Origin of the sequence: Stutzerimonas nitrititolerans (assembly GCF_003696285.1) — a bacterium.
GTDB classification, from domain to species: Bacteria; Pseudomonadota; Gammaproteobacteria; order Pseudomonadales; family Pseudomonadaceae; genus Stutzerimonas; species Stutzerimonas nitrititolerans.
Window position 1 is genome coordinate 87,139 of record NZ_RFFL01000012.1, and the last position, 25,715, is coordinate 112,853.

Below are 25,715 nucleotides of genomic sequence, written 5' to 3' on the forward strand. Positions count from 1 at the left end.
TCCCTAACGGTCCTTAGCGATCTTCCATGCTGGCAGCGCGAGCATAAGGAAGGGCACTTTCCGTCCCACTACCGAAAGCTGCCTGCTGCGCATGTTGACGCACGTAGGCCGGCAGCCGCTGTTCATGCCAGCCTTCGGCGGGTGCCTGGGCGGCGTTGCCTTGGGCCTGCTCGGATGCCGAACCCTCACTGTAGCCGGCCAGCACGGCTGGTCCCTGATTGGTCTGCGGCACTGCGATACCAGGCTGCGGTGCCTGCTGGGCAAGCTGCGGCCCGGCGACTTCGTTCTGATTGTACAGACGCACCCCGGCCAGTACAGCCACCGTCACCGAAGCGGCAACGGCCAAACGCCCCAGTCCGCGCCAGCCCGAACGTACAGGCTTGGCTGCTGCAGACGCCGGCTCCTCGGCCAGAGCGGCCGATACCGCAGAAGCGATGTCCAGCCGCGGCTCGATCAGCTCTCTGTGCATCGCAGCACGTGCGATCTGGTAACGCGACCAGGTCGCCCGCATCTCGTCATCGCCGTCCGCGGCGAGCACTCGACGTAATTCCAACTCGTCCGCTTCGTTATCCATCACCGCGGACAGCGATTCATGCAGGGCTTCACGACTCATGGCGGTTCCTCTCTTGGCTGTCGCCGCTGTCTCAGGACTCATGCAACAAAGGTTGCAACGATTTATCAATGGCTTCCCGCGCTCGGAAAATCCGAGAGCGCACCGTACCCACTGGACACTGCATGACGTTCGCAATGTCCTCATAACTGAGACCATCGAATTCACGCAGCGTTAGAGCTGTACGCAAATCTTCCGGAAGCTGCTGTATGGTTCTGTGAACGGTATCTTCGATTTCATCCCTGAGAAGTGCTCGCTCCGGCGATTCGATGTCCTTGAGGGCGTGATCGCCGTCATAGAACTCTGCATCCTCGGAACTTACATCACTGTCCGGCGGGCGTCTCCCACGCGCCACCAGATGATTCTTCGCCGTATTGATGGCGATGCGGTACAGCCACGTATAGAACGCACTGTCCCCGCGAAAATTAGCCAGCGCACGATAGGCCTTGATAAATGCTTCCTGAGCGACGTCCTGAGCTTCGTGAGAATCATGCACGAAGCGTACGATCAGCCCCAGAATCTTGTGCTGATACTTGAGTACCAGCAAATCAAAAGCCCGTTTATCCCCACGCTGTACTCGCTCGACCAGTTGCTGGTCCTGCTCCTGGGTTAGCATAAGCACTCCTTCAGTGGAATCGGGGAGTGCTGCCCACACCAGCGAACCGACCTGCCAGAATAGACCCGGGCTCTACGCAAAAGTTCTCCCCCTTCCTAGCAAGCTTCCTGCAACATCCGGCACCGTCTGCATGCAGCGCCTCGAGATGATTTCCGATTGGCGCCTTCCGGCTATCCACGGCAAATCCGACGACCATGGCACAGGTCGCCGGCCATATGAATTCACAACTAACATAGAGCAAACACCCCAGGAAAAGTTCCGACAATCACCCACATAATTCGCAAGCCGCCTTTTTTGCGAAGTCGCTCGCTCGATATACTGGCGGCCGCTTTCCTGCGGAAACGAACATGAGCCAACATCATCAATACGACGTTCTTGTAATAGGCAGCGGTGCCGCCGGCCTGACGCTGGCGCTCAACCTACCAGAAAGCCTTCGCATCGGAGTGCTCAGCAAGGGCGATCTTGCCAACGGCTCGACGTACTGGGCCCAGGGCGGAGTGGCCGCCGTGCTCGATGATACCGACACGGTCGAGTCCCATGTCGCCGATACTCTGATCGCCGGCGGCGGGCTTTGCAATGAAGAAGCGGTGCGTTTCACGGTCGAACATAGCCGCGAAGCCATCCAATGGCTGATCGAGCAGGGCGTCCCCTTCACCCGTGAAGAGGCCGATCGCGAAAGCGGCAGCTTCGAATATCACCTCACCCGCGAAGGCGGGCACAGCCATCGCCGCATCATCCATGCGGCCGATGCCACCGGCGCGGCGATCTTCAACACCCTGCTCGCGCGCACCCAGAAAAGAAGCAACATCGACCTGCTGCACCAGCGCGTCGCCGTCGACCTGATTACCGAACGCAAGCTGGGCCTGCCCGGCAAGCGCTGCCTGGGCGCCTATGTACTGGACAGATCCACCGGCGAGGTGGACACTTTCCAGGCGAAGTTCGTCGTACTGGCCACTGGCGGCGCCGCCAAGGTCTACCTCTATACCAGCAATCCCGACGGAGCCTGCGGCGACGGCATCGCCATGGCCTGGCGCGCCGGATGCCGGGTCGGCAACCTGGAGTTCAATCAGTTCCACCCCACCTGCCTGTACCATCCGCAGGCCAAGAGCTTTCTCATCACCGAAGCGCTGCGCGGCGAAGGTGCACTGCTGAAGCTGCCCAACGGCGAACGCTTCATGCCACGTTTCGACGAACGCGCCGAGCTGGCCCCGCGCGACATAGTCGCACGCGCCATCGACCACGAGATGAAGCGCCTCGGCATCGACTGCGTCTACCTGGACATCAGCCACAAGCCGGCCGAGTTCATAAAGGCGCACTTCCCAACCGTTCACGAGCGCTGCCTGCAGTTCGGCATCGACATACTGCGCGAGCCGATCCCGGTGGTACCGGCCGCGCACTACACCTGTGGCGGTGTGGTCGTCGACGGGGCCGGGCGCACCGACATCCCGGGCCTTTATGCAATTGGCGAAACGAGCTTCACAGGCTTGCATGGCGCCAATCGCATGGCCAGCAACTCGCTGCTCGAGTGCTTCGTCTATGCACGTTCCGCCGCACGCGACATCCTGCGCGAGCTACCGGAAATCGACGGACCGACCAACCTTCCGCAATGGGACGCCAGCCAGGTCACCAACTCGGATGAAGACGTGATCATCGCTCACAACTGGGACGAGCTGCGGCGGTTCATGTGGGACTACGTGGGCATCGTCCGCACCGACAAGCGCCTGACGCGCGCCCAGCACCGAGTCCGCCTGCTGCTGGACGAAATCGACGAGTTCTACAGCAACTACAAGGTCAGCCGCGACCTGATCGAGTTGCGCAACCTGGCGACGGTGGCCGACCTGATGATCCGCTCCGCCATGCAGCGAAAAGAGAGCAGAGGCCTGCATTACACGCTGGATTATCCCGACCTGCTGCCCGAGGCGCTGGATACTATTCTGGCGCCGCCCACCTATCGCGACTGAACTTCAGACGCACCCTCAGGCGGCGGTGCTCGTCGACCGGCAAGGCACCACGCGGCACGCAGACACCCCGGGCGAACCATTGCCCCGGCCGCCTGAAACGCAGGATCACCGCCACCGGCAGCGCGAGGCTGTCGGGACGTAACTGGATCGGCTGCCAGCCTTCGCGCCGGCTCCAGAGCGACCAGCCGGATTCATCATGTCGCAGACCGCGCCACGCATCGTCGCTGCTGAGCAGGATGTGCCGCGGGACGACCCAGCCCGCATGGGCGAGACAGAAGAGCAGCCCCAGGCATCGCAGCCAGAGCGGCAACGGCAGGAGCAGCAGCCCCCACGCGGCGCACCCCAGCACCGACAGATACAGCGCCAGCAGCAGCCTCGACGCCTGCCAACGACACTCGAAGGGCGGATTACTTGGGCTGGACACGGTCGAGGATCATGCGAACCATGCGGCGCAGATCTTCGTCCTCAGGTTCGCCACGCTCCATGAACCAGCCGAACATGTCTTGATCCTCGCAGCTGAGCAGTTTGCGATAGCGCCGCTGGTCTTCCTCGTCCAACTCCGGATAGACCTCTTTGACGAAGGGCACCAGCAGCACATCCAGCTCCAGCATGCCGCGACGACTCTGCCAGAACAGACGATTGAGTTCCGATTGTTCAACCATGCCAATGCTCCTTGAGTGAAGCGGCGCAGTATAACGGCTCGCGCCAGCACCGGCAGCCCGTCGACCTTGCGCATATGCAACGGAGCCCACGCTGCGTTTTCAAACGGTCCTGCTATGATGCTCGCCTGATTTTTCCATGGCGACCGATCATGACCGATACTGCTTTTTTCAGCGTCCTGTCGCATGAGGGCGTCCTGGCCGTACGCGGCCCCGATGCCAGCAAATTTCTGCAGGGACAACTGACCTGCAACCTTGGCTATCTCAACGCCAGCCAGTCCAGCCTCGGCGCCCGTTGCACGCCCAAGGGGCGCATGCAATCGAGCTTCCGCATCCTCCCTGAAAACGACGGATACCTGCTGGCGATGGCCAGGGAACTGGTCGAACCGCAGCTCGCCGACCTGCGCAAGTTCGCCGTGTTTTCCAAATCCACCCTGCACGACGAGAGCGATGACTGGGTGCGTTTCGGCCTGGCGGCCGGCGACGGCCTGCTCGTCAGCCTCGGTCTGGATCTGCCGCAAACCGCCGATAGCGTGACCCGGGAAAACGGGCGCATCGCGATCCGCCTGGCGGATGGAAGAGCCGAACTCTGGGCCAAGGCCGACGAAGCCGAAACGCTGCGTACGCGGCTGGCTTCCCAGCTTCCCGAAGCCCCGCTGAATCGCTGGATGCTGGCGCAGATTCGCGCGGGTATCGGCCAGGTGACAGGCACCACCCGCGAGCTGTTCATCCCGCAGATGATCAACCTGCAGGCACTGGGCGGTGTCAGTTTCAAGAAGGGCTGCTATACCGGGCAGGAAATCGTTGCCCGGATGCAGTACCTGGGCAAGCTCAAGCGCCACCTTTACCGCCTTGCCTCGCAGGGTGCCGAAACGGAATGCCCCGCAGCGGGTGTCGAGCTGTTCTCGCCGGTGCATGGTTCGAGCGTGGGCGAGGTCGTCCTGGCAGCGACGAGCGACGAAGGGTTCGAGCTGCTGGCCGTACTGCAGGACGATGCCGCTGCGGACGGTCGTATCACCCTGGGCTCACCCGATGGCTTGCCGCTGAGCCTGCTCGACCTGCCCTATACACTCGATTCCGATCGAGAAATTCAGCGCTGACAGCCAACCAGCCATACCGGGCTGCGCACCAAGCCAGGCCGCACAACGACAAGGAATGACATGAGTACTCTTGCCGATAAAGTCCAGCGCGAGCTGATCCAGGCGATCGAGAATGACCAGTTGGTGCTACCCACGCTTCCCGAGGTTGCGCTTCGGGTACGCGAGGCGGCTGAAGACCCGGACGTCGGCATCCCCACGCTGGCCAAGGTCATCGGCAACGACACGGCGCTGACGGCACGCCTGATCAAGGTGGTCAACAGCCCACTGCTGCGCACCAACCGCGAGATCAATGACCTGCAGACGGCCATCAGCCGACTCGGCATCAACTACACCTGCAACCTCGCCACCGGCCTCGCCATGGAACAGATGTTCCAGGCAACCACCGACGTCATCGATCGCAAGATGCGTGAAGTCTGGAACAAGAGCACCGAGATCGCCGCCATCAGCCATGTGCTGTGCCGCAATTTCACTCGCCTGCCGCCCGATCAGGCAACGCTTGCCGGCCTGGTCCACCAGATCGGTGTCCTGCCCATTCTCACCTATGCAGAAGAGCACGGCGCACTGCTCAGCGACTCCATCAGCCTCAACCATGTCATCGACCGCATTCATCCCATCGTCGGCGAAAGGATCCTGCGCACCTGGGATTTCCCCGAGCCGATCGCTGCGGTGCCGGGCCATTACAGCGACTTCGAGCGCGATTCTGCCAGGGTGGACTATGTCGACATCGTCCAGGTTGCGACACTGCAAAGCTACCTGGGCACCACGCATCCCTACACGCAAATGGACTGGTCGCAGGTTCGCGCCTTCGACAAGCTGGGGCTCAACCCCGACACGCTACTGCGTGACGACGAGGACCTGTCCGCGGCAATGGATGCCGCAATGAGCATGCTGCAGTAACCACCTAGGGAGGCGAATGCTGCTGGCATCCGCCTCCGCGCCGTTCACCTCATCGCCTGGCCAGAATTCCGCGAAGGAACCGCCTCTACGCCCCTCAGTCACAAAAGAGGACGGCTATCCCGCCGCATCCCGCTTTGTGCATCCGATGCCGCATCGGACGGTACGGGCGTTTCCAGGTAGATGAAGGAGAACAACACCATGATCCGCATCAACACCGCTCTTTTCTCGGGCGCCCTCGCACTGCTGTTCGGCGTCGCCGCCAACCTGGCAGTCGCCGCACAGGGTGAAAACTTCGTCGATGAAGCCTCCGCCAAGGGCCTCGCTGAAATCGAAACCGCCAAGCTCGCGCTCGAGAAGGGAACCGCCGAGGACGTCAAGGCCTTCGCGCAGAAGATGATCGATGACCACACCAGGGCCAACCAGAAGCTCGCCGAGATCGCTGGGCAGAACGAAGACCTGCAGCTGTCCGATGAAGCCACGCTGATGGACAAGGCCAAGGCCATGATCCTCAAGCTGCGTGACGGAGAAAGCTTCGACCAGGCCTACGCCAACAACCAGGTGGTCGCTCACGAGCAGACCATCGAACTGTTCCGGAACTACGCCGAGCAGGGTGACAACGCCGATCTCAAGGCATTCGCCCAGTCGACCCTGCCCAAACTGGAACAGCATCTCCAGGAAGCCAAGCAGCTGGCTGCCACGCACGGCTCGAAGCGGTAACAGCGCCACAGCGGTGCCGGACTCTTCCGGCACCCGCCTTCACACTTCGACCGGCAACGCCCAGTCGATAGGCTCGAGGCCCTGCTGGCGTAGAAACTGGTTCGCTCGACTGAAATGTCCATTGCCCAGGAAGCCACGGTGCGCCGACAACGGCGACGGATGCGCTGACTTGAGCAGCAGATGGCGCGTCGGATCGAGCAGCCGGGCCTTGCTCTGGGCATGCGCCCCCCAGAGCATGAAGACCAGATGCGGCCGCCGAGCGTTGACCACTTCCATGATTCGATCGGTGAAGACATGCCAGCCCGCCTTGGCATGTGATCCGGCCATACCCTGCTCCACCGTCAGCGAGGTGTTGAGCATCAACACGCCCTGATCCGCCCAGTGCTGCAGATAGCCATGCCGCGGAATCTCCAGATTCAGGTCACGCTTGAGCTCCTTGAAGATGTTCTGCAGCGAGGGTGGCGGCGCAACGCCGGGTTGTACGGAAAACGACAGCCCGTGCGCCTGTCCGGGACCGTGGTAGGGGTCCTGACCGAGGATGACGACCTTTACCCGATCCAGGGGTGTGGAATTCAGCGCATTGAAAATCAGCGGCCCGGGCGGATGGATCAGCTTGCCCGCGGCCTTTTCGCGCCGCAGAAAGTCGCCCAGTTCCGTCATGTAAGGCTGCTCGAACTCGTCCTGCAGGGCAGCCTTCCAGCCGGCTTCGAGCTTGATGCGGTCATTTTGCTTCATCGTGATTCCTGTCGGCCCAAGCGCGCGGACCATAGGGGGCGATCTCTGGCGCTGTCAACCGCACAGCTGACACCACACCGCTCGTTGACCACCAGAGGGCAAGTGGATTTTTCTCAATAATGCTGCGCAGCGCACGCGCCTTCAAACTAAGACCAACGGTTAGATGACGAGGGCTCGACATGGAGGTAAAAGACCTCACACAACTAATAATTACGCCAACAACAATTACAACAAGGAGCTTGCGATGAAGCGGATTGCCCTTCTGGCAGCCGGGCTGGGTTTATGTCTCGCCGCCGAGGCTGCCGACCCCATCACTCTCGGCCTGAATTACCCCCGTACCGGTAGCTACAAGGAAGAAGGGCTGTCGCAGATGCGCGGCGCCCTGCTCGCAATCGACGAAATCAACGCCAGAGGCGGTGTGCTCGGACGTCCCCTGCAGCTCTCCAGCCGCAACTCTGCCTCACGCCCGGAGAAGTCCGTCGCCAACGTCGACCGCCTGGCGGACGAAGGCGTCGCCATGCTGTTCGGCGGCGTCTCCAGCGCCGTGGCGATCGCCGCCAGCAAGCGCGCCAGAGAGCGCGGCCTGCTCTACTTCGGCACCATCACCTACTCCAACGACACCACCGGCAAGGATGGCCACCGGTACATGTTCCGCGAGTGCAACAGCGCCTGGATGAGCGCGCGCGTGCTGGGGCAGTACCTGAACAAGACCATGCCGAACAAGCGTTATTTCTACCTTACCGCCGACTATACCTGGGGCCACACCAGCGAAAGCTCGTTGCGCCAGGCGACCGGCACCACCGATCAGTCGCAGCACCCCGGCGCCAGAACCCCCTTCCCGGGCGCGCGTCTGTCCGACTTCCGCGCAGCCTTGCAGCAGGCTGAACAGAGCGGGGCCGACGTACTGGCACTGGTTCTCTATGGTGAGGACATGGTACGCGCCATGCGCATTGCCGATGACATGGGCCTGAACAAGAAGATGCAGATCGCGGTCCCCAACCTGAGCATGACCATGGTCGAGGCCGCCGGTCCCGACATCATGCGTGGCGTACTGGGTACCGAACCCTGGACCTGGCGCGTGCCGGAAATCGAAGGTTCCGAGCAGGGCAAGGCGTTCGTGAAGAACTTCGGCGAGCGCTACCAGACCCACCCCTCCAGCTCCGCTGCAGCCGCCTACACCATCGTCCACCAATGGGCTGACGCGGCGACTCGGGCCAGAAGCATCGATAGCGAAAAGGTGATCGCAGCGCTCGAAGGGCATCGCTACACGCTGCTCAAGGACGAGCAGTACTGGCGCCCCTTCGATCACCAGAGCGTGCAGACGGTCTACGCGGTGAAGGTCAAGCCGCGCGACGAAGTGCTCAAGGACCCCTTCAGGCAGGACTACTTCGAGATCGTCCACCGCCTGGCCGGCGAGCAGGCCGCCCCCACGCTGGCCGAATGGCAGGAAGAACGGCGTTCGGCCAACCAGCCGCTACAATTGCAGTGACTTCTGCCACCGCCTGGCAGGGCCCGCGCCCTGCCAGGCGGTCCCTCCATCGGCTGCAACCACAGCGCCTCGGCGAACTCTGAAGGGAAGCAGCGGAGAATTGCATCCCGCAGCAGAGCCCCGACCAACTTGCGAGGATCAAGCCCATGAGTACTGCCGTCGAACCCTACAAGCCCGGCATCTTCGACCTGACCCACAAGCTGACCGTCGAGAAGCACGGCCACACGGCATTGATCACCATCAACCATCCGCCCGCCAATACCTGGGATCGAGAATCGCTGATCGGCCTCAAGCTGGTGGTCGAGCACCTCAATCACGACGACGACATCTACGCACTGGTGATCTGCGGCCAGGGTGAGAAATTCTTCAGCGCCGGCGCCGAGCTGAAGCTCTTCGCCGATGGCGACAGGGTTCGCGCGCGGGAAATGGCGCGCCGTTTCGGCGAAGCCTTCGAGGCCCTGCGCGACTTTCGCGGCGTATCGATCGCGGCCATCAACGGTTTCGCCCTGGGCGGCGGCCTGGAATGCGCGCTTGCCTGCGACATTCGCATCGCCGAGCGACAGGCTCAACTGGGCCTTCCGGAAGCTTCGGTAGGGTTGCTGCCCTGTGCCGGCGGCACCCAGGCGTTGGCCTGGCTGGTGGGCGAAGGTTGGGCCAAGCGCATGATCCTCTGCGGTGAACGCCTCGATGCCGAAACGGCACTGCGCATCGGCCTGGTCGAGCAGATCGTCGAGCCGGGCGAAGCACGTGGCCATGCCCTGCTGCTAGCGGCGCGCGTCGCCCGCCAGAGCCCTGTGGCGGTTCGCACCATCAAGCCGCTGATCGACAGCGTACGCAGCCGAGGACCGAACACCCTCGGTGCGGCCGAACGCGAAGCCTTCATCGGATTGTTCGAGGCAGAAGACACGCTGGAAGGTGTCAATGCCTTTCTGGAAAAGCGCGAGCCCCTCTGGAGAAATCGCTGATCCGGCTCGAACGTAGCGGCGACAGGAGCAGCATGCGGGCATCCGCTAACGGACTGCCCGCAAGAGCTGCCGGGATCAGTGCCGGCGATAACTCCGCCGATCGAAACTTCCGCGCTGCGACGGCCGATAATCATGGCGCTGATTCCAACCCTGACTACGGCGATACGAATTCTGCCGATGCTCATGGCGCCAACGCTGCGACCGGTCCAGGCCGTGACGCCGCCCACCGTCCCAGCGCTGCGGCCGATCCAGCCCACGATGTCTGTCGTAGTATTGCGGGGGCAACTGCCCCTGATAACGCGGCGGCAGATTCGGCCGATATTGCCGATGCTGCGGGTAAGGGCTGCGTGGATCGTACCGGTACGCTCCGCCACCAATGCGATAGCTGGCACCGTCCGGCTGGTAGACCCAGACGCGGCCGGGCGCATCGGCCTGCACCGGTACGGCCAGGCTCAGGCCCAACAGCAGCACGAGCGTTCTGATGTTCATGAGGCACCTCCAGGGACGAACCGCCCACGACTCATTCCATCAGACCACAGCCTGATCGCGGACGATCGGCCAACTGACGGCCGGCGCGCCGGAGGCAGTCCCACCCTGCGACAGGCCGTCGCGACTTGTATGGCCGTCGGCGCTTCCCGATAATAGCCGCCTTTTAGCCTCGGGCTCGTGCAGAGCACACAGGGATTCCGCGATGACCGAACTCGCCCTGATCATGGTTAGCGCCATCCTGGTCAACAATTTCGTGCTGGTGCAGTTTCTCGGCCTGTGCCCGTTCATGGGCGTTTCGAAGAAGATCGAAACCGCCATCGGCCTTTCGCTGGCCACCACCTTCGTGCTGACATTGGCGGCGATGTGCAGCTATCTGGTGCAGCAGTACGTGCTCAAGCCGCTGGATCTGGAATTTCTGCGCACCATCAGCTTCATCCTGGTGATCGCCGTGGTGGTGCAGTTCACCGAAATGGTGGTGAACAAGACCAGTCCGCTCCTTTATCGCGTGCTAGGTATCTTCCTGCCGCTGATCACCACCAACTGCATCGTGCTCGGCGTCGCCCTGCTCAATGCCAACAAGTCCGAATTCACCTTCATCACCGCGACCGCCAACGGCTTCGCCGCCGGCCTGGGCTTTTCCCTGGTGCTGGTGCTGTTCGCCGCCATGCGTGAGCGCATCGCCATCGCCGACGTCCCCCGCTCGTTCCAGGGCGCCGCCATCGGCATGGTCACCGCCGGCCTGATGTCGCTGGCATTCATGGGCTTCACCGGGTTGATCAAGCTATGAGCCTGGTTCTGATTGCCATACTCGCGCTGCTGGCGCTGTGCCTGGTGTGCGGCGCCATCCTGGGTTTCGCGGCGGTACGTTTCCGGGTCGAAGGCGACCCGATTGCCGAGCAGATCAACGCCCTGCTGCCTCAGACCCAGTGCGGCCAGTGCGGTTATCCGGGCTGCAAGCCCTACGCCGAAGCCATCGCCGGCGGCGACAAGATCAACAAGTGCCCACCGGGCGGCGAGGCCACCATCCAGGCGCTGGCCGATCTGCTGGATGTCGAGCCCGAGCCGCTGGACGCCGCGGAAGGCGAAGTACCGCCGCGCGTCGCCTATATCCGCGAGGCCGAATGCATCGGTTGCACCAAATGCATCCAGGCCTGCCCGGTGGACGCCATCGTCGGCGCCGCCAAGCAGATGCACACCGTGATCGTCTCCGAATGCACCGGCTGCGACCTCTGCGTCGAGCCCTGCCCGGTGGACTGCATCGACATGATCGAATTGGGTAGCAACCTGCAAAGCTGGAAATGGGACCAGCCGCTGGCGCCGGGCCAGCTGATCGCCAGTGACCGGGAGCAGGCCGCATGACCTCGTTGAACGTCTGGGACATCCATGGCGGCATCCATCCGCCGGAGCGCAAGGAGCTGTCCAACCGCGCGCCGATCCAGCGGATGCCGCTGCCTGCGCGGCTGATCGTGCCGCTTGCCCAGCACCTGGGCGCGCCCGCCGAACCTTGCGTGACGCTCGGCGAACAGGTGCTCAAGGGCCAGTTGATCGCCGAGGCCAGCGGCTTCGTCAGCGCGCCGGTGCATGCGCCCACATCGGGCACCGTCAGCTTCATCGGCCCGCAGCCCTACCCGCACGTCTCGGGCATGACCGCGACGGCCATCGTCATCGACAGCGACGGCCGGGACCAGTGGATCGAACTGCAACCGCACACCGATTACCGCCAGTTACCCCCTGCCGAGTTGCTGGACATCATCCGCCAGGCCGGTATCAACGGCCTCGGCGGCGCCGGCTTCCCCACCGCTGTGAAGCTGACCGCGCCACCCACGCAGACGATTCGCACACTGATCATCAACGGTACCGAATGCGAGCCCTACATCACCGCCGATGACCTGCTGATGCGCGAGAAGGCGGCGGAGCTGGTCGCGGGCATCGAGATACTCGAATACCTGATCCAGCCGCAGCAGGTGCTGATCGGCATTGAGGACAACAAGCTCGAAGCCATCGCCGCCGTGCGCGCCGCCATCGGCGAACGCCCCTATGTGCTCAAGGTCTTCCCCACCAAGTACCCGTCCGGTGGCGAGAAGCAGCTGATCCAGATACTCACCGGCGAGGAAGTCCCCAGCGGCGGCCTTCCGGCCGATATCGGCATGCTCTGCCAGAACGTCGGCACCTGCGTCGCCGTCCACGACGCCGTGCTGCTGGGCAAGCCGCTGATCTCGCGTATCACCACTCTGACCGGTGAAGCGCTCGCCCGGCCGATGAATGTCGAGGCGCTGATCGGCACGCCCGTGGCCGAACTGCTGGCCTTCGCCGGCCTCGACAGTGGCAAGCTAAACCGCCTGATCATGGGCGGCCCGATGATGGGCTTCACCCTGCCATCGATGGACGTGCCGCTGATCAAGACCACCAACTGCCTGCTGGCCAGCACCCTGGCCGAGCTGCCGCCACCGCCGCCGGCGCTGCCCTGCATCCGCTGCGGCGAATGTGCCGAGGTTTGCCCGGCCAGCCTGCTGCCGCAACAGCTGCATTTCTTCGCCCTGGGCCAGGAACACGAGCAGCTCAAGGCCTACAACCTGTTCGACTGCATCGAGTGCGGCGCCTGCGCCTATGTCTGCCCCTCGAGCATTCCGCTGGTGCAGTACTACCGCGCCGCCAAGGGCGAGATCCGCGCGCTCGAGCAGAAACAGCAGAAGGCCGAGCACTCCAGGCAGCGTTTCGAATGGCGCCAGGAACGCCTGCGTCGCGCCGAAGAGCAGAAGGAAGCCGACCGTAAGGCCCGTGCCGAACGCGCCGCGCGCGCCAAGCAAGCCCAGGCACAAACCGCCGGCCAGGACGACACGGTCGCCCCCGTCCAGGCGCAGAAAGCCGGCCTGTCCGAAGAACAGAAAAAGCTCAAGATCGAAGCCAGCATGGCCCAGGTCGCGCTGAAGAAAGCTGAAAAACAGCTCGCCGCCCACGCCACGCCCGAGCTGGAAGCACAGGTCGCCGAACTGCGTATCGCCGCCAGCCATGCGCAACAGGCGCTGGATGCAGCCAACGCTGCCGCACCGTCTGCCGAAGCCACGTCCGCTCCGATCAACGATGAAGCAGCCAAGAAAGCCAAGATCGAAGCCGCCATGCTGCGTGCACAGGTACGCAAGCTGGAAAAGCTCGAAACCCGCGATGACGAGCAAGAGGCCGAACTGACGCGTCTGCAGGCCCAGCTGACCAAGGCCGAACAGGCACTGGCCGAGGCACAGCAAAACGCCCCCGTCGCCTCGGCCAAATCGGCCGACGACGAAGCCGTCAAGAAAGCGAAGATCGAGGCCGCCATGCTCCGCGCCCAGCTACGCAAGCTGGAAAAATTGGAGAGTCGCGACGAGCAGCAACAAGCGGAGCTGACGCGCCTGCAAGCCCAACTGGCCGACGCCGAACAGACGCTAGCCAGCGCGCAACAAAGCGCACCCGCCGCCCCGAGCAAACCGGCCGGCGACGAAGCGCTGAAGAAGGCCAAGATCGAACTGGCGATGAAGCGTGCCGAACTGAAGAAAGCCGAAAAAGCCGGCGCCGACGAGGCTGAGCTCAGCAAGCTGCGCGATGGCCTGGCCAGTGCCGAACAGGCCCTGCATGCCGCCGAGGAAAAATCCGCCAAGCCCGCGCCGGAGCTGGTTCGCACCGACAAGCGCCCGATTGACGAGCAGGCCCGCGCGCTGAAGACCGAAGTGGCTTTCGCCCGCGCCGATCTGCGCAAGCTGGAGCGCGACGCCGACAGCGACGCCGCCCTTGTCGAGGCCGCGCGCCAGCGCCTGAACGAGGCCGAGCGCAAGCTGCAGGAACACACCGACTCATAAGTAGCGGCGCCCCAGGCGCACCTATCGGGCGCGGCCATTTTCGTGAAGCCGCACCCTGCATCCATTCGACCGGAGAGCCAATGGCCCTGCCACGCATCACTTCACCGCACGCCACCGGCAGCAACCGCACCCAGCGGGTCATGCTGCTGGTACTGGCTGCCACGCTGCCCGGCGTGATCGTCCTCACCTGGCTCTACGGCGCCGGCACGCTGATCAACCTGTGCTGGGCCAGCGCCGTCGCGCTGGGTTTCGAGGCGCTGCTGCTCAAGGTTCGGCAACGTCCGGTGCAATTCTTCCTGCGTGATGGCAGCGCGCTGGTCACCGCCGTGCTGCTGGCGCTGGCGCTGCCGCCCTACTCACCCTGGTGGCTCACGCTGATCGCCACCGGCAGCGCCATCGTCTTCGGCAAGCAGCTCTATGGCGGCCTGGGGCAGAACCCGTTCAACCCAGCGATGATCGGCTATGTGGTGGTGCTGATTTCCTTCCCGGTGGAAATGACCACCTGGCCCGTACCCCACAGCGTCGGCCTGGGCGCCGGCCTGCAGCATATCCTCGGCATCGCCGCGCTGCCCGATGGCTGGAGCCAAGCCACCGCGCTGGACGTGATGAAACTGAACCGGAGCCTGACCGTCGAGGAACTCTGGGCCAACCCGGCGTTCGGGCATTTCGGCGGTATCGGCTCGGAAGTGGTCAACCTAGCGTTCCTGGCCGGCGGGCTGTTCCTGCTGCACAAGCGGCTGTTCAGCTGGCACGCGCCGGTGGGCATGCTCGCGGCGCTGGCGGTGATGAGCCTGGTGTTCTGGAACGGCTCGGGCTCCGACAGCCACGGCTCGCCGCTGTTTCACCTGCTCAGCGGCGCCACCATGCTCGGCGCCTTCTTCATCGTCACCGACCCGGTGAGCGGGGCCACCAGTACCCTGGGGCGGCTTATCTTCGGCGCTGGCGTCGGCATTCTCGTCTACGTGATCCGTGCCTGGGGCGGCTATCCGGACGGCGTCGCCTTCGCCGTGCTGCTGATGAACCTGGCGGCGCCGACCATCGACTACTACACCCGCCCGCGCACCTACGGCCACCGCAAGGCCGAGCGCGGCTTCAAGCTGGGCGAATGACATGATCCTTCCCGAACTCAGCCGCTCGATGTCCAAGAACGCCCTGGTGCTGGGATTGTTCGCGATCGTCACAGTGGGCGCGGTGACCTTGCTGCAACAGTTCACCGCCGAACGCATCCAGGCTTCCGAGCGCGCGGCGCAATTGCGAGCACTGAACGAAATTCTGCCCCGTGGCAGCTACGACAATCAGTTGCTCGACAGCAGCATCGAGGTCCACCATCCGCTGCTCGGCACCCGGCAAGCCGTTCCCGCCTATATCGCCCGCAACGACGGCAAGCCCAGCGCGGTGATTCTTCAGGCCATCGCGCCGGATGGCTACAGCGGCGCGATCCACCTGCTGGTCGGCGTACTCGCCGACGGCCGCGTCGCCGGCGTGCGAGTGGTTCGACATCGCGAAACGCCCGGCCTGGGTGACAAGATCGAGCTGGCCAAGAGTCAGTGGATACGCAGCTTCGAGAACCGCTCACTGACCGACCCGGCCTCATCCGGCTGGGCCGTGAAGAAGGATCGCGGCGATTTCGACCAGTTCGCTGGCGCCACCATCACGCCGCGTGCCGTGGTCGGCGCCGTGCACCGCGCCCTGCAATATTTCGATGCGCACAAGGACGAACTGCTCGGCGCCAGTACCCACCCGGTCGAGCCCGAGCAGGCGCTGCCGGAGTTGAGCCAACCCGACGAAGCGACCAGCCATTCCCGCGCTGGCGGCGCTGCAACCCGTGAGGACATGCAGATCACCGATCCGCAGCCCGAGCAGACAGGCGACAGACCATGAGCACACCCAGCTATCGCGAACTGACCCTCAACGGTCTGTGGAAGAACAACCCGGCACTGGTACAGCTGCTGGGCCTCTGCCCGCTGCTCGGTGTCAGCAACTCGTCGGTCAACGCCCTGGGCCTGGGCCTGGCCACCGCGCTGGTGCTGGCCTGCTCCAACCTTTGCGTCTCGCTGGTGCGCGGCGTAGTCAACACGGCGGTGCGCCTGCCGGCCTTCGTGATGATCATCGCGGCGCTGACCACCTGCATCGAACTGCTGATGCAGGCCTACACCTACGAGCTCTACCAGATCCTCGGCATCTTCATTCCGCTGATCACCACCAACTGCGTGATCCTCGGCCGCGCCGACGGCTTCGCCGCCAAGCACAAACCGCTGATCGCCAGCTTCGACGGCTTCATCATGGGGATGGGCTTCGCCCTGGTGCTGCTGGTGCTGGGCAGCCTGCGCGAGCTGTTCGGCACCGGCACCCTGTTCGCCAACATGCACCTGCTGTTCGGCCCCATCGCCGCCGACTGGCAGATCACGGTATTCAGCGACTACAAGGGCTTCCTGCTGGCGATCCTGCCACCGGGTGCGTTCATCGTGCTCGGCTTGCTGATCGCCCTGAAGAACCGCATCGACCTGCATCTGGCCGAACGCGCCAAGGCGCAGCAACCGGAAGTACCGGTGCAGAGCCGTCGGGTGCGGGTAACCGGAGTGATCGAGTAACCATGAACGCCGAAAAACGCCGGGAAATCTTTCGTCGCTTCCACGAGGACAACCCCGAGCCCAAGACCGAGCTGGCCTACAGCACGCCGTTCGAGCTGCTGATCGCGGTGATCCTTTCGGCGCAGGCCACCGATGTCGGCGTCAACAAGGCCACGGCCAAGCTCTACCCGGTCGCCAACACGCCGGAGGCGATCTACGCGCTGGGCGTCGAGGGGCTGTCGGAGTACATCAAGACCATCGGCCTGTACCGGGGCAAGGCGAAGAACGTCATCGAGACCTGCCGCATCCTGATCGAGAAGCACGGCAGCCAGGTGCCGGACAACCGCGAAGACCTCGAAGCCCTGCCCGGCGTCGGTCGCAAGACGGCCAACGTGGTGCTCAACACCGCGTTCCGCCAGTTCACCATGGCCGTCGACACCCATATCTTCCGCGTCGCCAACCGCACCAACATCGCCCCCGGCAAGAACGTGCTGGAAGTCGAACGCAAGCTGATCAAGTTCGTGCCCAAGGACTACCTGCTCGACGCTCACCACTGGCTGATCCTGCATGGACGCTACGTCTGCAAGGCGCGCAAACCGCAGTGTGGCAGTTGCCGAATCGAGGACCTGTGCGAATACAAGCACAAGACTTCAGACGATTGAGCGAGCGGCTGCAAAACCTATCGTCTGATTGAAAAAATCTTTTTTACGACCTTGTTTTTTGTCGCTATAAGGTGCGCCAACAACGCGCCTTAGCCGTGGAGTGAAGACAAGTGTCCGAGAAAGAAGATATCCAGATTGAAGACGACTTCGTCGGTGAGGATGAAGACGATACCGCAGAGGCCCCGGTGGAAGTGGCCAAGACCAACCTGACCAAGCGCCGGATCATCGACAACCTGCTCGAGGAACGTCGCCTGCAGAAGCAACTCAACGAGTTCGACTTCGACCTCTAAGAAAAAGCCCCGAAATCGGGGCTTTTTCTTGCTCGCGCGGTTACCGCTCAGTCTTTACGCGTCGGTGACAACAGCTCGACCTTGTAACCGTCCGGATCCTCGACGAAAGCCAGGATGCTGCTGCCATGCAGCATCGGCCCCGGTTCGCGGGTGATCTTGCCGCCACGGCTGCGAATGTCCTCGCACGCCTTGTAGACGTCTTCCACTTCCAGGGCGATATGCCCGTAGCCGGTGCCCAGCTCATAGCTGTCGACACCCCAGTTATGGGTCAGCTCCAGCACGCTGTTGTGTGCCTCGTCACCGTAGCCGACGAACGCCAAGGTGAACTTGCCGTCGGGGTAATCCTTGCGGCGCAGCAGGGTCATGCCCAGCACTTCGGTATAGAAAGCGATGGATCTGTCCATGTCGCCGACGCGCAGCATGGTGTGGAGTAGTCTCATCGGTTTTCTCCTCATTCAAGAACCGGTTCGGGATTCCAAACGCAAACCCCGGCTGGTGGCCGGGGTTTGCGGTCTTCTACCACTGCATCAGAGCGGCGAACGTCCCTTGCCGGCGGCGATGCGCAGGCGCAGGGCGTTGAGCTTGATGAAGCCCGCGGCGTCGGCCTGGTCGTAGGCGCCGGCATCGTCCTCGAAGGTAGCGATGTTGGCGTCGAACAGCGACTCGTCGGACTTGCGACCGGCGACGATCACGTTGCCCTTGTACAGCTTCAGGCGTACCACGCCGTTCACCGTGGTCTGGGAGGCGTCGATCATCTGCTGCAGCATCAGGCGCTCCGGGCTCCACCAGTAGCCGTTGTAGATCAGGCTGGCGTACTTGGGCATCAGCTCGTCTTTCAGGTGCGCGACTTCGCGGTCCAGGGTGATGGACTCGATGGCGCGGTGGGCCTTGAGCATGATGGTGCCGCCGGGGGTCTCGTAGCAGCCACGGGACTTCATGCCCACGTAGCGGTTCTCGACGATGTCCAGGCGACCGATGCCGTTCTCGCCGCCGACCTTGTTCAGGTAGCTCAGCACTTCGGCCGGGCTCATGTCCTTGCCGTCGATGGCTACGATATCGCCCTTGCGGTAGGTCAGCTCGATGTAGGTCGGGGTGTCCGGCGCGGCTTCCGGGGACTTGGTCCAGCGCCACATGTCCTCTTCGTGCTCGGTCCAGGTGTCTTCCAGCACGCCGCCTTCATAGGAGATGTGCAGCAGGTTGGCGTCCATGGAGTACGGCGACTTCTTCTTGCCGTGGCGCTCGATCGGGATGGCGTGTTTCTCGGCGTAGTCCATCAGCTTCTCGCGCGAGAGCAGATCCCACTCGCGCCAGGGGGCGATGACTTTCACGCCCGGCTTGAGCGCATAGGCGCCCAGCTCGAAACGCACCTGGTCGTTACCCTTGCCGGTGGCACCGTGGGAAATGGCGTCGGCGCCGGTCTCGTTGGCGATCTCGATCAGGCGCTTGGCAATCAGCGGACGGGCGATGGAGGTACCCAGCAGGTATTCGCCTTCGTAGACGGTGTTGGCGCGAAACATCGGGAAGACGAAATCGCGCACGAATTCTTCGCGCAGGTCGTCGATGTAGATTTCCTCGACGCCCATGGCCTTGGCCTTGGCGCGGGCCGGCTCGACCTCCTCGCCCTGGCCGAGGTCGGCGGTGAAAGTCACCACTTCGCAGTTATAGGTATCTTGCAGCCACTTGAGAATCACCGAGGTGTCCAGGCCACCGGAATACGCCAGGACTACCTTCTTTACGTCGGCCATTGCCATCCACTCCCGGGATTGAAGGAAAGCGGCAATTCTACTGGTCGCGACGCCGGTTTTACAGGGGCGCGAGTTCGCCGCGGCTCAGGACGACGGCGTAACCTGTTCGGCCGCCGCGGTGGTGGTGACCGGCGCCCGCTCGAGGCGCAAGGTGACCCGGCGATTCTTGGCGCGATTGGCCGGTCCGTTGTTGGCCACCAGCGGGTAGCGCTCGCCGTGGAAACGCACCGTGATCTGTTCCTTCGGCACGCCATTGGCGATCAGGTATTCCTCGACGGCCAGCGCACGGCGACGGGAGAGGTCGCGGTTGGTGAGCCGGTTGCCGCTGTTGTCCGAGTGGCCGTCGAGTTGGATGCGGTTGACGCTCGGGTCGGCCTTGAGGAACTGTAGGATGATGTCGAGCTTGGCGCGCCCCACGTCATCCAGCGCCACATCGCTGGTGGGAAAACCGATCTGCGACTGACGAATCTGATCGAAGTTGACCGGCAGCAGCTTGGTCGTGCAGGCGCGGTAATCCTCGTAGGCCTTGCCGAAGCGCGCCGGCAGCAAGCGCACCTCGAGCGACTCCCCGCCATGCAGCGTGCGGTGGCGCACCACCGGGCTGCGCCCCTCGAGCAGGCCGCTGAGCAGGCGCCCGGCCTGCAGGTGCGAGCTGTTGAAGGGAATCTCGCCGCCACCGACCGACACCACACCCAGGTTGATGTCGCTGCGTGTCGGCTGCCAGGGCGCGGCCGCCGCCAGCAGCGTCGCCGAGCCGCTGCCCAGCCAGCGATCCGGCGACTGCAGACGAAAAATGGCCTGCTCGCCGGCCCGGCGGACGAACTCTCCCGTGCCGAAACCGGCAATCGGCTGCACCAGTCGGCACTCGAACTGATCGCCCTCGACCTGCCACTCCACCCTCTCCAGACGGGTCTGGAAGGTGATGGCATTGGCTGGCGAGGCCAGCAGGCAAGCCAGGATAAGAGGGCGCAGGCGCACGATGAACTCCAGGAGCAAAGCGGTCTCATGGGCTATCGGGCCGGCCCGGGAAAACTTGAGTGCCAAAGGGCGGCGGTCGCTCGGGCATGAGGCCCGGCGCGCGCCGCGATCGTCAGCGCATGCAGCCGCAGTGGCTCTTTGTGCGCTAGCATTCACGCCGCCAGCACCAGCAGACACTGGCCTCGATTCGTTCATGAGCGAACAGATGACTCTCAACCAGAAACCCATCATCAGACGCACCCTCGCCAGTTGGAGAACCCTGATGTTCTGCCTGCTTGGCGGACTGTTGAGCGGCTGCGCCCTGCCCGACCTCGAGGGCCGCAGCCTCTCGTCCGCACTGACGCCGGCGGAAAGCGCCGACACGGCGCTCGGTCGGGCCATCGCGCCACGCGCCCAGGTCCATCCGGGCAAGGCCGGCATCCACGCGCTGGCCGATCCGCACGATGCCTTCGCCGCCCGCGTACTGCTGGCCCGGGCGGCGCAGAAGACACTCGACGTGCAGTACTACATCTGGCGTGGCGACACCACCGGCACCCTGCTGCTCGATGAGCTGCGTGCCGCCGCGCAGCGCGGCGTTCGGGTGCGCCTGCTGCTCGACGACAACGGCACGGGCGGACTGGACGCCGAACTGGCAGCCCTCGACAGCCACGCCAACATCGAGATTCGCCTGTTCAACCCCTTTCTGATCCGCACGCCCAAGTCGATCGGCTACGTCACCGACTTCATGCGCGCCAATCGCCGCATGCACAACAAATCCTTCACCGCCGACAGCCAGGCCACCATCATCGGCGGGCGCAACGTTGGTGACGAATACTTCGGTGCCACCGAAGGCGTGCTGTTCGCCGACCTGGATGTGCTGGCCGTTGGCTCGGTGGTCGCCGACGTCTCCAGCGACTTCGACCGCTACTGGGCCAGCGACTCGTCGTATCCGGCGCAGCTGATCCTGCCCGAGGCCGGCGCGGCGCAGCTACAGGCCTTCGCCGACGCGGCCGCGCGCATGGCCAAAGCGCCCGCGGCCACCGAGTATATCCAGGCGATCGGTGAATCGGCCTTCATCACCAACCTGCTGCAAGGCGTTCTGGCCTTCGAATGGGCCGAAACCCGAATGGTCAGCGACGACCCGGCCAAGGGGCTTGGCATGGCCGAATCGGATGGCCTGCTGATTCATCAACTGCGTGAAATCCTCGGCGAGCCCGAGAGCCATGTCGAACTGGTTTCGCCCTATTTCGTGCCGACCGCCGCCGGCACCGAGGCCTTCGCACGAATGGCCGAGCGCGGCGTAAAGATTCGCGTGCTGACCAATTCGCTGGACGCCACCGATGTCGCGGCGGTGCATGCCGGCTATGCCAAGCGCCGCAAGGACCTGCTCGAAGCCGGCATCCTGCTCTACGAAATGCGCCGCCTGTCGCCGGAGAAGGATCACAAGGAAAATCTCGGTCCCTTCGGCAGCTCCGGCTCCAGCCTGCACGCCAAGACCTTCGCCGTGGATCGTTCGAGGGTGTTCGTGGGCTCGTTCAACTTCGATCCACGCTCGGCCGATCTCAATACAGAACTGGGCTTCGTGATCGAAAGTCCGCGCATGGCGGGCGCGATCGAAGAGGCCTTCGACACCAGCATTCCCGCGAACTCCTATGAGGTGCGGCTCAGCGAATCAGGCAAACTCCATTGGCTGGAACAATGGAATGGCCAGCAGGTGCGCCATGACACCGAGCCACGGACCAGCTTCTGGAAAAGAGCCAGCGTGTCGTTTATGTCGATTCTTCCCATCGAGTGGATGCTTTGAGCCCCGTCAGCTCGACGTCACCGCCTGCAACCGATGCACCCGATCGGGCCGCCATCGGCGCGCAAGACATGCTGGACGGGCGGCCGCTGATCATCTGCGAGCACTGCGACTCGGTCTACCAGCGCCCTGTCCTGGCGCGCCGACAGACCGCCCATTGCCTGCGCTGCGGCGCGCTGCTGGAGCGGGGCCGTCACCTGAACACCGACCAGTTGCTGGCGCTCACCCTGGCGGCCGCGATCCTGTTCCTGTTCGCCAATGCCTTCCCCATCATGCAGATCGGCCTGCAGGGGCTCAGCAACGAGGCGACGTTGTGGGGCGCCGTCGAGGCCCTGGCCTACGGGCGGATCACGCCCATCGCGCTGGTCACCGGGCTGAGCATCATCTTCGCGCCGGGCCTGCAGATCATCCTGCTGGCCTGGGTGCTGGTGCACGCCCGTAGCGGCAAGATCGCGCCGGGCTTTCGCGCCTGCATGCGGGCACTGGAGCACCTGCGTCCCTGGAGCATGCTGGAGGTCTGCCTGCTGGGCATTCTGGTCGCCATCATCAAGCTCGCCGGTATGCTCGAAGTGCATCCGGGCATCGGCCTCTGGGCCATGGCCATCCTCACCATCCTGATCCTGCTGATCGCCGGTCGCGACGTACGCGGCCTGTGGGACGAACTGGGCGTGGAGGCACGATGACCCCACCGCCCTATGCCTCGGAATTGGGCCTGCAGCTGTGCCACGACTGCGGCCTTGCATGCCGGCTGACGGACCGCGACTGCCCGCGCTGCGAGGCCGCGCTCCACCCGCGCAAGCCGAACAGCATCGCACGTACCTGGGCCTTGCTGATCGCCGCGCTGATCCTGTACCTGCCGGCGAACATGCTGCCGGTGATGTACACCGACATGTTCGGCAGCGGCAGCGAAAACACTATTCTTAGCGGCGTGGTCGAGTTCTGGAAAGGCGGTTCCTGGGACATCGCGCTGCTGATCTTCATCGCCAGCGTGGTGGTGCCCTGCATGAAGTTCTTCGTGCTCGGCATGCTGCTGATCTGCGCCCAGCGCCGCAGCCGCTGGGCCATGCGCGAACGTGCGCGCCTGTACCGCTTCATCGAGACCATCGGCTACTGGTCGATGCTGGACGTGCTGGTCGTGGCCCTGGTGGCGGCGCTGGTGCAGTTCCGCGCGCTGAGTACCATAGAGCCACGCCTGGGCATCCTGTTCTTCGGCCTGGTGGTCGTGCTGACGATGCTGGCCTCGATGACCTTCGATCCGCGATTGACCTGGGATGCAGAGAACGACGATGTCCGATAACCCATACCGCCCCGAAACACCTGCCGGCGCCCCCGAGATCAGGCAGCGACGCGCTCGCGTCTCGCTGGTCTGGCTGGTCCCCATCGCCGCGGCGCTGGTGGGCTTTTCCATGGTGGTGCAGAACTGGCTTTCGGCCGGTCCGCAGATCACCGTGAGCTTCGAGACGGCCGAAGGACTCGAGGCCAACAAGACGCAGGTCAAGTACAAGAACGTGGTCATCGGCCAGGTCACCGAAATCAACCTCAGCGAGGATCACACTCGCGTCATCGCCACGATCGAGCTGGATCAGCACGCCGAACCCTTTACCCGCGAAGACACCAAGTTCTGGGTCGTGCGGCCGCGCATCGGTGCCAGTGGCGTATCCGGCGTCGACACCCTGCTGTCCGGCGCCTTCATCGGTGCGGATGCCGGACGGGCCGAGGAAACCCGCCGCGAGTTCGTCGGCCTGGAAGCGCCGCCACCAGTGACCTTTGGCGTCAAGGGCAAGCAGTTCACCCTGCACACCGATGACCTGGGCTCGCTCGGCATCGGCTCACCGCTGTACTTTCGCCGCCTCCAGGTTGGTCAGGTGATCTCGTTCGGCCTGGCCGACGATGGCAAGGGTGTCCAGGTCCAGGTGTTCGTCAACGCGCCCTACGACAACTTCGTCACCGACGATACGCGCTTCTGGAACGCCAGTGGCGTCGACGTATCGGTCGCCGCCGACGGCCTTACCGTCAATACCGAGTCGCTCTCGGCGATACTCGCCGGCGGCATCGCCTTCCGCGCCCCCAACTACAGCCCCGACGCCAGACCCGCCGCAGAGGACAGCGAATTCACCCTGTTTTCCGACATGCGCCGAGCGATGGCCCCTGCGGACGGCCCGCCACGCTACGTGCAGATGCGCTTCGACCAACCCCTGCGCGGCCTCAACGTCGATGCACCAGTGGAGTTTCTCGGCGTACCCATCGGCCGCGTGGTGTCAGTCAAGCTCGACTACGACGAGCAGAACAAGAACTTCCCCGTGGTGGTCGGTGCGGTGATTTTCCCCAACCGCCTGGGCGCCGCTCACGACAAGCTGTCCCAAGCCCTGGGCGGCAACACCGAGGAGCATGCCGCGCGCCTTATGCAGATGTTCGTCGAGCGCGGCCTCAGGGCCCAGGCGCGAACCGGCAACCTGCTCACCGGCCAGCTGTACATCTCGCTGGATTTCGACCCGCGCGCGCCGCAAGTCGCCTTCGACCAGCAGGCCCGGCCCATGGTCATCCCGACCATCGCCGGCAGCTTCGACAAGCTGCAGGAGCAGCTGCAGGCCATGGTCGACAAGCTCAGCAAGCTGCCCATCGAATCCCTGGCCGATAACCTGAACGGCAGCCTCGACGAGCTGCGCCAGACCTTGAAGCAGGTCAACGGCGATGTCCTGCCGCAGCTGCAGCGCACCCTGGAGCGATCGGAACAGACCCTGCAGAACGCCAACCAGGCGCTGGCCGACGGCTCACCCCAGCGTCAGCAGTTGGGCGATACGCTGGAGGAAGTCCAGCGTGCGGTGCGCTCCGTGCGGGTGCTTTCCGATTACCTCAGCCGCCATCCGGAATCCCTGATCCGCGGCCGCAACAGCAGCGATGAGCCCACCAGCTACAAGGGCCAGGCCACTTCCCGCGAACTGAACACGGAGCTCCAGCCATGACCCTGCGCCCCTCTCTGCTGATGCTTGGCGGTGCGCTCATCCTGAGCGCCTGCAGCTCGGTGCCCACCCGCTATCACACGCTCATCGCCACGCAGCCGCAAACGAGCTCAGCCGTTCAAGCGGTCGACTTCCAGCTGCAGGTGCTGCCGGTACGCATCCCGGTGCAGGTCGACCAGCCCAGCCTGGTGGTGCGCGAAAGCGATGGCCGCCTGGCGATTCTGGAAACCGCGCTCTGGGCCTCGCCACCGGCCGATGAGTTTCACGACGCCCTGGCGATCGAACTGGAACAGCGCCTCGGCGTGCGTGATCTGGCCGGCCTGCCGGGCCGCGCCGACAAGCCCCTGCTGAGCCTGCGCACCGACGTTCGTCGCTTCGATTCGCTGCCCGGTCGGCATGCCGTGCTGGACGCCATGTGGAGTTTGGAAATTAGCGGGCACGGCCAGCAAAAACGCACATTAACCTGTGCCAGCGTGATCAATGAGCAAGCGGGCAGCGAGGTGGACAGCCTTGTCCTGGCCCACCAGCGCGCTATCGGTGTATTGGCCGACAGGGTGGCGCGCACGGCACGGCAATGGGCGGCGAATCCCGACAGCGATTGCCCACAGCCCTAGCACAATCGTGCCTATAGTTTTCAGGCCGGAAGCGGGCTGATGGATTTT

The 25,715-nt window shown here is 63.9% G+C and carries 28 protein-coding genes; 19 read left to right on the forward strand and 9 right to left on the reverse strand.

Annotated features, from left to right (window positions below; translation table 11 throughout):
- Positions 1 to 13: 13 nt before the first annotated feature.
- Positions 14 to 613, reverse strand: coding sequence for a sigma-E factor negative regulatory protein (locus tag EA795_RS15455; protein ID WP_122078272.1), 600 nt, complete (start codon positions 611 to 613; stop codon positions 14 to 16).
- A gap of 31 nt (positions 614 to 644) precedes the next feature.
- Positions 645 to 1,226 (reverse strand): RNA polymerase sigma factor RpoE/AlgU, encoded by a 582-nt coding sequence (rpoE, locus tag EA795_RS15460; protein ID WP_014851841.1) that lies wholly within the window; start codon positions 1,224 to 1,226, stop codon positions 645 to 647.
- Between the two features lie 347 nt (positions 1,227 to 1,573).
- Between rpoE and nadB the strand changes: the two genes are divergently transcribed.
- Positions 1,574 to 3,187, forward strand: a complete 1,614-nt coding sequence (gene nadB / locus EA795_RS15465) for an L-aspartate oxidase (RefSeq protein WP_014851840.1) — start codon at positions 1,574 to 1,576, stop codon at positions 3,185 to 3,187.
- Here the strand turns inward: nadB and EA795_RS15470 are convergent.
- Positions 3,156 to 3,611: a protein YgfX gene (locus EA795_RS15470; protein ID WP_115027508.1), complete on the reverse strand. Its 456-nt coding sequence runs from the start codon at positions 3,609 to 3,611 to the stop codon at positions 3,156 to 3,158. The genes nadB and EA795_RS15470 overlap by 32 nt on opposite strands.
- Positions 3,595 to 3,849, reverse strand: coding sequence for an FAD assembly factor SdhE (locus EA795_RS15475; RefSeq protein ID WP_014851838.1), 255 nt, complete (start codon positions 3,847 to 3,849; stop codon positions 3,595 to 3,597). Before EA795_RS15475 ends, EA795_RS15470 begins: the two co-directional genes overlap by 17 nt.
- Positions 3,850 to 3,998: 149 nt before the next feature.
- Here EA795_RS15475 and ygfZ point away from each other — a divergent pair, with 149 nt between their 5' ends.
- The 3 genes from ygfZ to EA795_RS15490 all read left to right on the forward strand — a co-directional run bounded on the left by ygfZ (position 3,999) and on the right by EA795_RS15490 (position 6,560).
- Positions 3,999 to 4,946, forward strand: a complete 948-nt coding sequence (ygfZ, locus tag EA795_RS15480) for a CAF17-like 4Fe-4S cluster assembly/insertion protein YgfZ (RefSeq protein ID WP_014851837.1) — start codon at positions 3,999 to 4,001, stop codon at positions 4,944 to 4,946.
- 60 nt (positions 4,947 to 5,006) lie between these two features.
- On the forward strand, positions 5,007 to 5,843 hold the full coding sequence (locus EA795_RS15485; protein ID WP_014851836.1) for an HDOD domain-containing protein: 837 nt from the start codon (positions 5,007 to 5,009) through the stop codon (positions 5,841 to 5,843).
- Positions 5,844 to 6,041: 198 nt separating this feature from the next.
- The gene (locus EA795_RS15490; RefSeq protein WP_043942517.1) at positions 6,042 to 6,560 is read left to right on the forward strand and encodes a DUF4142 domain-containing protein; all 519 of its coding nucleotides are present in this window, start codon (positions 6,042 to 6,044) and stop codon (positions 6,558 to 6,560) included.
- A 39-nt stretch (positions 6,561 to 6,599) separates the two neighbouring features.
- Here EA795_RS15490 and ung read toward each other — a convergent pair whose 3' ends face one another.
- Positions 6,600 to 7,295 carry a uracil-DNA glycosylase gene (ung, locus tag EA795_RS15495; RefSeq protein ID WP_122078273.1) on the reverse strand — a complete coding sequence of 232 codons (696 nt, stop codon included), beginning with the start codon at positions 7,293 to 7,295 and terminating at the stop codon, positions 6,600 to 6,602.
- A gap of 244 nt (positions 7,296 to 7,539) precedes the next feature.
- Between ung and EA795_RS15500 the strand changes: the two genes are divergently transcribed.
- Positions 7,540 to 8,784: a substrate-binding protein gene (locus tag EA795_RS15500; RefSeq protein WP_122078275.1), complete on the forward strand. Its 1,245-nt coding sequence runs from the start codon at positions 7,540 to 7,542 to the stop codon at positions 8,782 to 8,784.
- Between the two features lie 146 nt (positions 8,785 to 8,930).
- Entirely contained in the window at positions 8,931 to 9,749 is an 819-nt protein-coding gene (locus EA795_RS15505; protein WP_058074645.1) for an enoyl-CoA hydratase, read from the forward strand.
- A gap of 75 nt (positions 9,750 to 9,824) precedes the next feature.
- On the opposite strand, the gene EA795_RS15510 is transcribed toward EA795_RS15505, so the two are convergent.
- Positions 9,825 to 10,238, reverse strand: a complete 414-nt coding sequence (locus tag EA795_RS15510) for a hypothetical protein (RefSeq protein ID WP_058074644.1) — start codon at positions 10,236 to 10,238, stop codon at positions 9,825 to 9,827.
- Between the two features lie 202 nt (positions 10,239 to 10,440).
- Between EA795_RS15510 and rsxA the strand changes: the two genes are divergently transcribed.
- The 8 genes from rsxA (at position 10,441) to EA795_RS15550 (ending at position 17,590) form a co-directional block, all read left to right on the forward strand.
- Positions 10,441 to 11,025, forward strand: a complete 585-nt coding sequence (rsxA, locus tag EA795_RS15515) for an electron transport complex subunit RsxA (RefSeq protein WP_014851830.1) — start codon at positions 10,441 to 10,443, stop codon at positions 11,023 to 11,025.
- Positions 11,022 to 11,597 carry an electron transport complex subunit RsxB gene (gene rsxB, locus EA795_RS15520; protein WP_058074643.1) on the forward strand — a complete coding sequence of 192 codons (576 nt, stop codon included), beginning with the start codon at positions 11,022 to 11,024 and terminating at the stop codon, positions 11,595 to 11,597. The genes rsxA and rsxB overlap by 4 nt, the downstream gene beginning before the upstream one ends.
- On the forward strand, positions 11,594 to 14,068 hold the full coding sequence (gene rsxC, locus EA795_RS15525) for an electron transport complex subunit RsxC (RefSeq protein ID WP_122078276.1): 2,475 nt from the start codon (positions 11,594 to 11,596) through the stop codon (positions 14,066 to 14,068). Before rsxB ends, rsxC begins: the two co-directional genes overlap by 4 nt.
- Positions 14,069 to 14,148: 80 nt before the next feature.
- A complete protein-coding gene (locus tag EA795_RS15530; RefSeq protein ID WP_014851827.1) occupies positions 14,149 to 15,177 on the forward strand; it encodes an RnfABCDGE type electron transport complex subunit D in 1,029 nt (342 codons plus the stop codon).
- 1 nt (position 15,178) lies between these two features.
- A complete protein-coding gene (gene rsxG / locus EA795_RS15535) occupies positions 15,179 to 15,949 on the forward strand; it encodes an electron transport complex subunit RsxG (protein ID WP_014851826.1) in 771 nt (256 codons plus the stop codon).
- Positions 15,946 to 16,659 (forward strand): electron transport complex subunit E, encoded by a 714-nt coding sequence (locus EA795_RS15540; RefSeq protein ID WP_014851825.1) that lies wholly within the window; start codon positions 15,946 to 15,948, stop codon positions 16,657 to 16,659. Before rsxG ends, EA795_RS15540 begins: the two co-directional genes overlap by 4 nt.
- Positions 16,660 to 16,661: 2 nt before the next feature.
- Positions 16,662 to 17,300, forward strand: coding sequence for an endonuclease III (gene nth / locus EA795_RS15545; RefSeq protein WP_014851824.1), 639 nt, complete (start codon positions 16,662 to 16,664; stop codon positions 17,298 to 17,300).
- 110 nt (positions 17,301 to 17,410) lie between these two features.
- Positions 17,411 to 17,590: a PA3496 family putative envelope integrity protein gene (locus tag EA795_RS15550; RefSeq protein WP_014851823.1), complete on the forward strand. Its 180-nt coding sequence runs from the start codon at positions 17,411 to 17,413 to the stop codon at positions 17,588 to 17,590.
- Between the two features lie 47 nt (positions 17,591 to 17,637).
- Here EA795_RS15550 and gloA read toward each other — a convergent pair whose 3' ends face one another.
- From gloA to EA795_RS15565, 3 genes are all read right to left on the reverse strand, one after another.
- Positions 17,638 to 18,030, reverse strand: a complete 393-nt coding sequence (gene gloA / locus EA795_RS15555) for a lactoylglutathione lyase (RefSeq protein WP_014851822.1) — start codon at positions 18,028 to 18,030, stop codon at positions 17,638 to 17,640.
- 87 nt (positions 18,031 to 18,117) lie between these two features.
- On the reverse strand, positions 18,118 to 19,335 hold the full coding sequence (locus tag EA795_RS15560; RefSeq protein WP_122078278.1) for an argininosuccinate synthase: 1,218 nt from the start codon (positions 19,333 to 19,335) through the stop codon (positions 18,118 to 18,120).
- 84 nt (positions 19,336 to 19,419) lie between these two features.
- Entirely contained in the window at positions 19,420 to 20,313 is an 894-nt protein-coding gene (locus EA795_RS15565; protein WP_043942725.1) for a flagellar protein MotY, read from the reverse strand.
- 193 nt (positions 20,314 to 20,506) lie between these two features.
- Between EA795_RS15565 and EA795_RS15570 the strand changes: the two genes are divergently transcribed.
- From EA795_RS15570 to EA795_RS15590, 5 genes are all read left to right on the forward strand, one after another.
- On the forward strand, positions 20,507 to 22,096 hold the full coding sequence (locus EA795_RS15570) for a phospholipase D family protein (RefSeq protein WP_122078279.1): 1,590 nt from the start codon (positions 20,507 to 20,509) through the stop codon (positions 22,094 to 22,096).
- Positions 22,097 to 22,164: 68 nt separating this feature from the next.
- Positions 22,165 to 22,776 carry a paraquat-inducible protein A gene (locus tag EA795_RS15575; RefSeq protein ID WP_058074666.1) on the forward strand — a complete coding sequence of 204 codons (612 nt, stop codon included), beginning with the start codon at positions 22,165 to 22,167 and terminating at the stop codon, positions 22,774 to 22,776.
- Positions 22,773 to 23,390 (forward strand): paraquat-inducible protein A, encoded by a 618-nt coding sequence (locus EA795_RS15580; RefSeq protein WP_014851817.1) that lies wholly within the window; start codon positions 22,773 to 22,775, stop codon positions 23,388 to 23,390. Before EA795_RS15575 ends, EA795_RS15580 begins: the two co-directional genes overlap by 4 nt.
- A complete protein-coding gene (locus tag EA795_RS15585; RefSeq protein WP_122078281.1) occupies positions 23,380 to 25,056 on the forward strand; it encodes a PqiB family protein in 1,677 nt (558 codons plus the stop codon). The genes EA795_RS15580 and EA795_RS15585 overlap by 11 nt, the downstream gene beginning before the upstream one ends.
- Positions 25,053 to 25,667 (forward strand): PqiC family protein, encoded by a 615-nt coding sequence (locus tag EA795_RS15590; RefSeq protein WP_058074634.1) that lies wholly within the window; start codon positions 25,053 to 25,055, stop codon positions 25,665 to 25,667. The genes EA795_RS15585 and EA795_RS15590 overlap by 4 nt, the downstream gene beginning before the upstream one ends.
- Positions 25,668 to 25,715 lie beyond the last annotated feature (48 nt).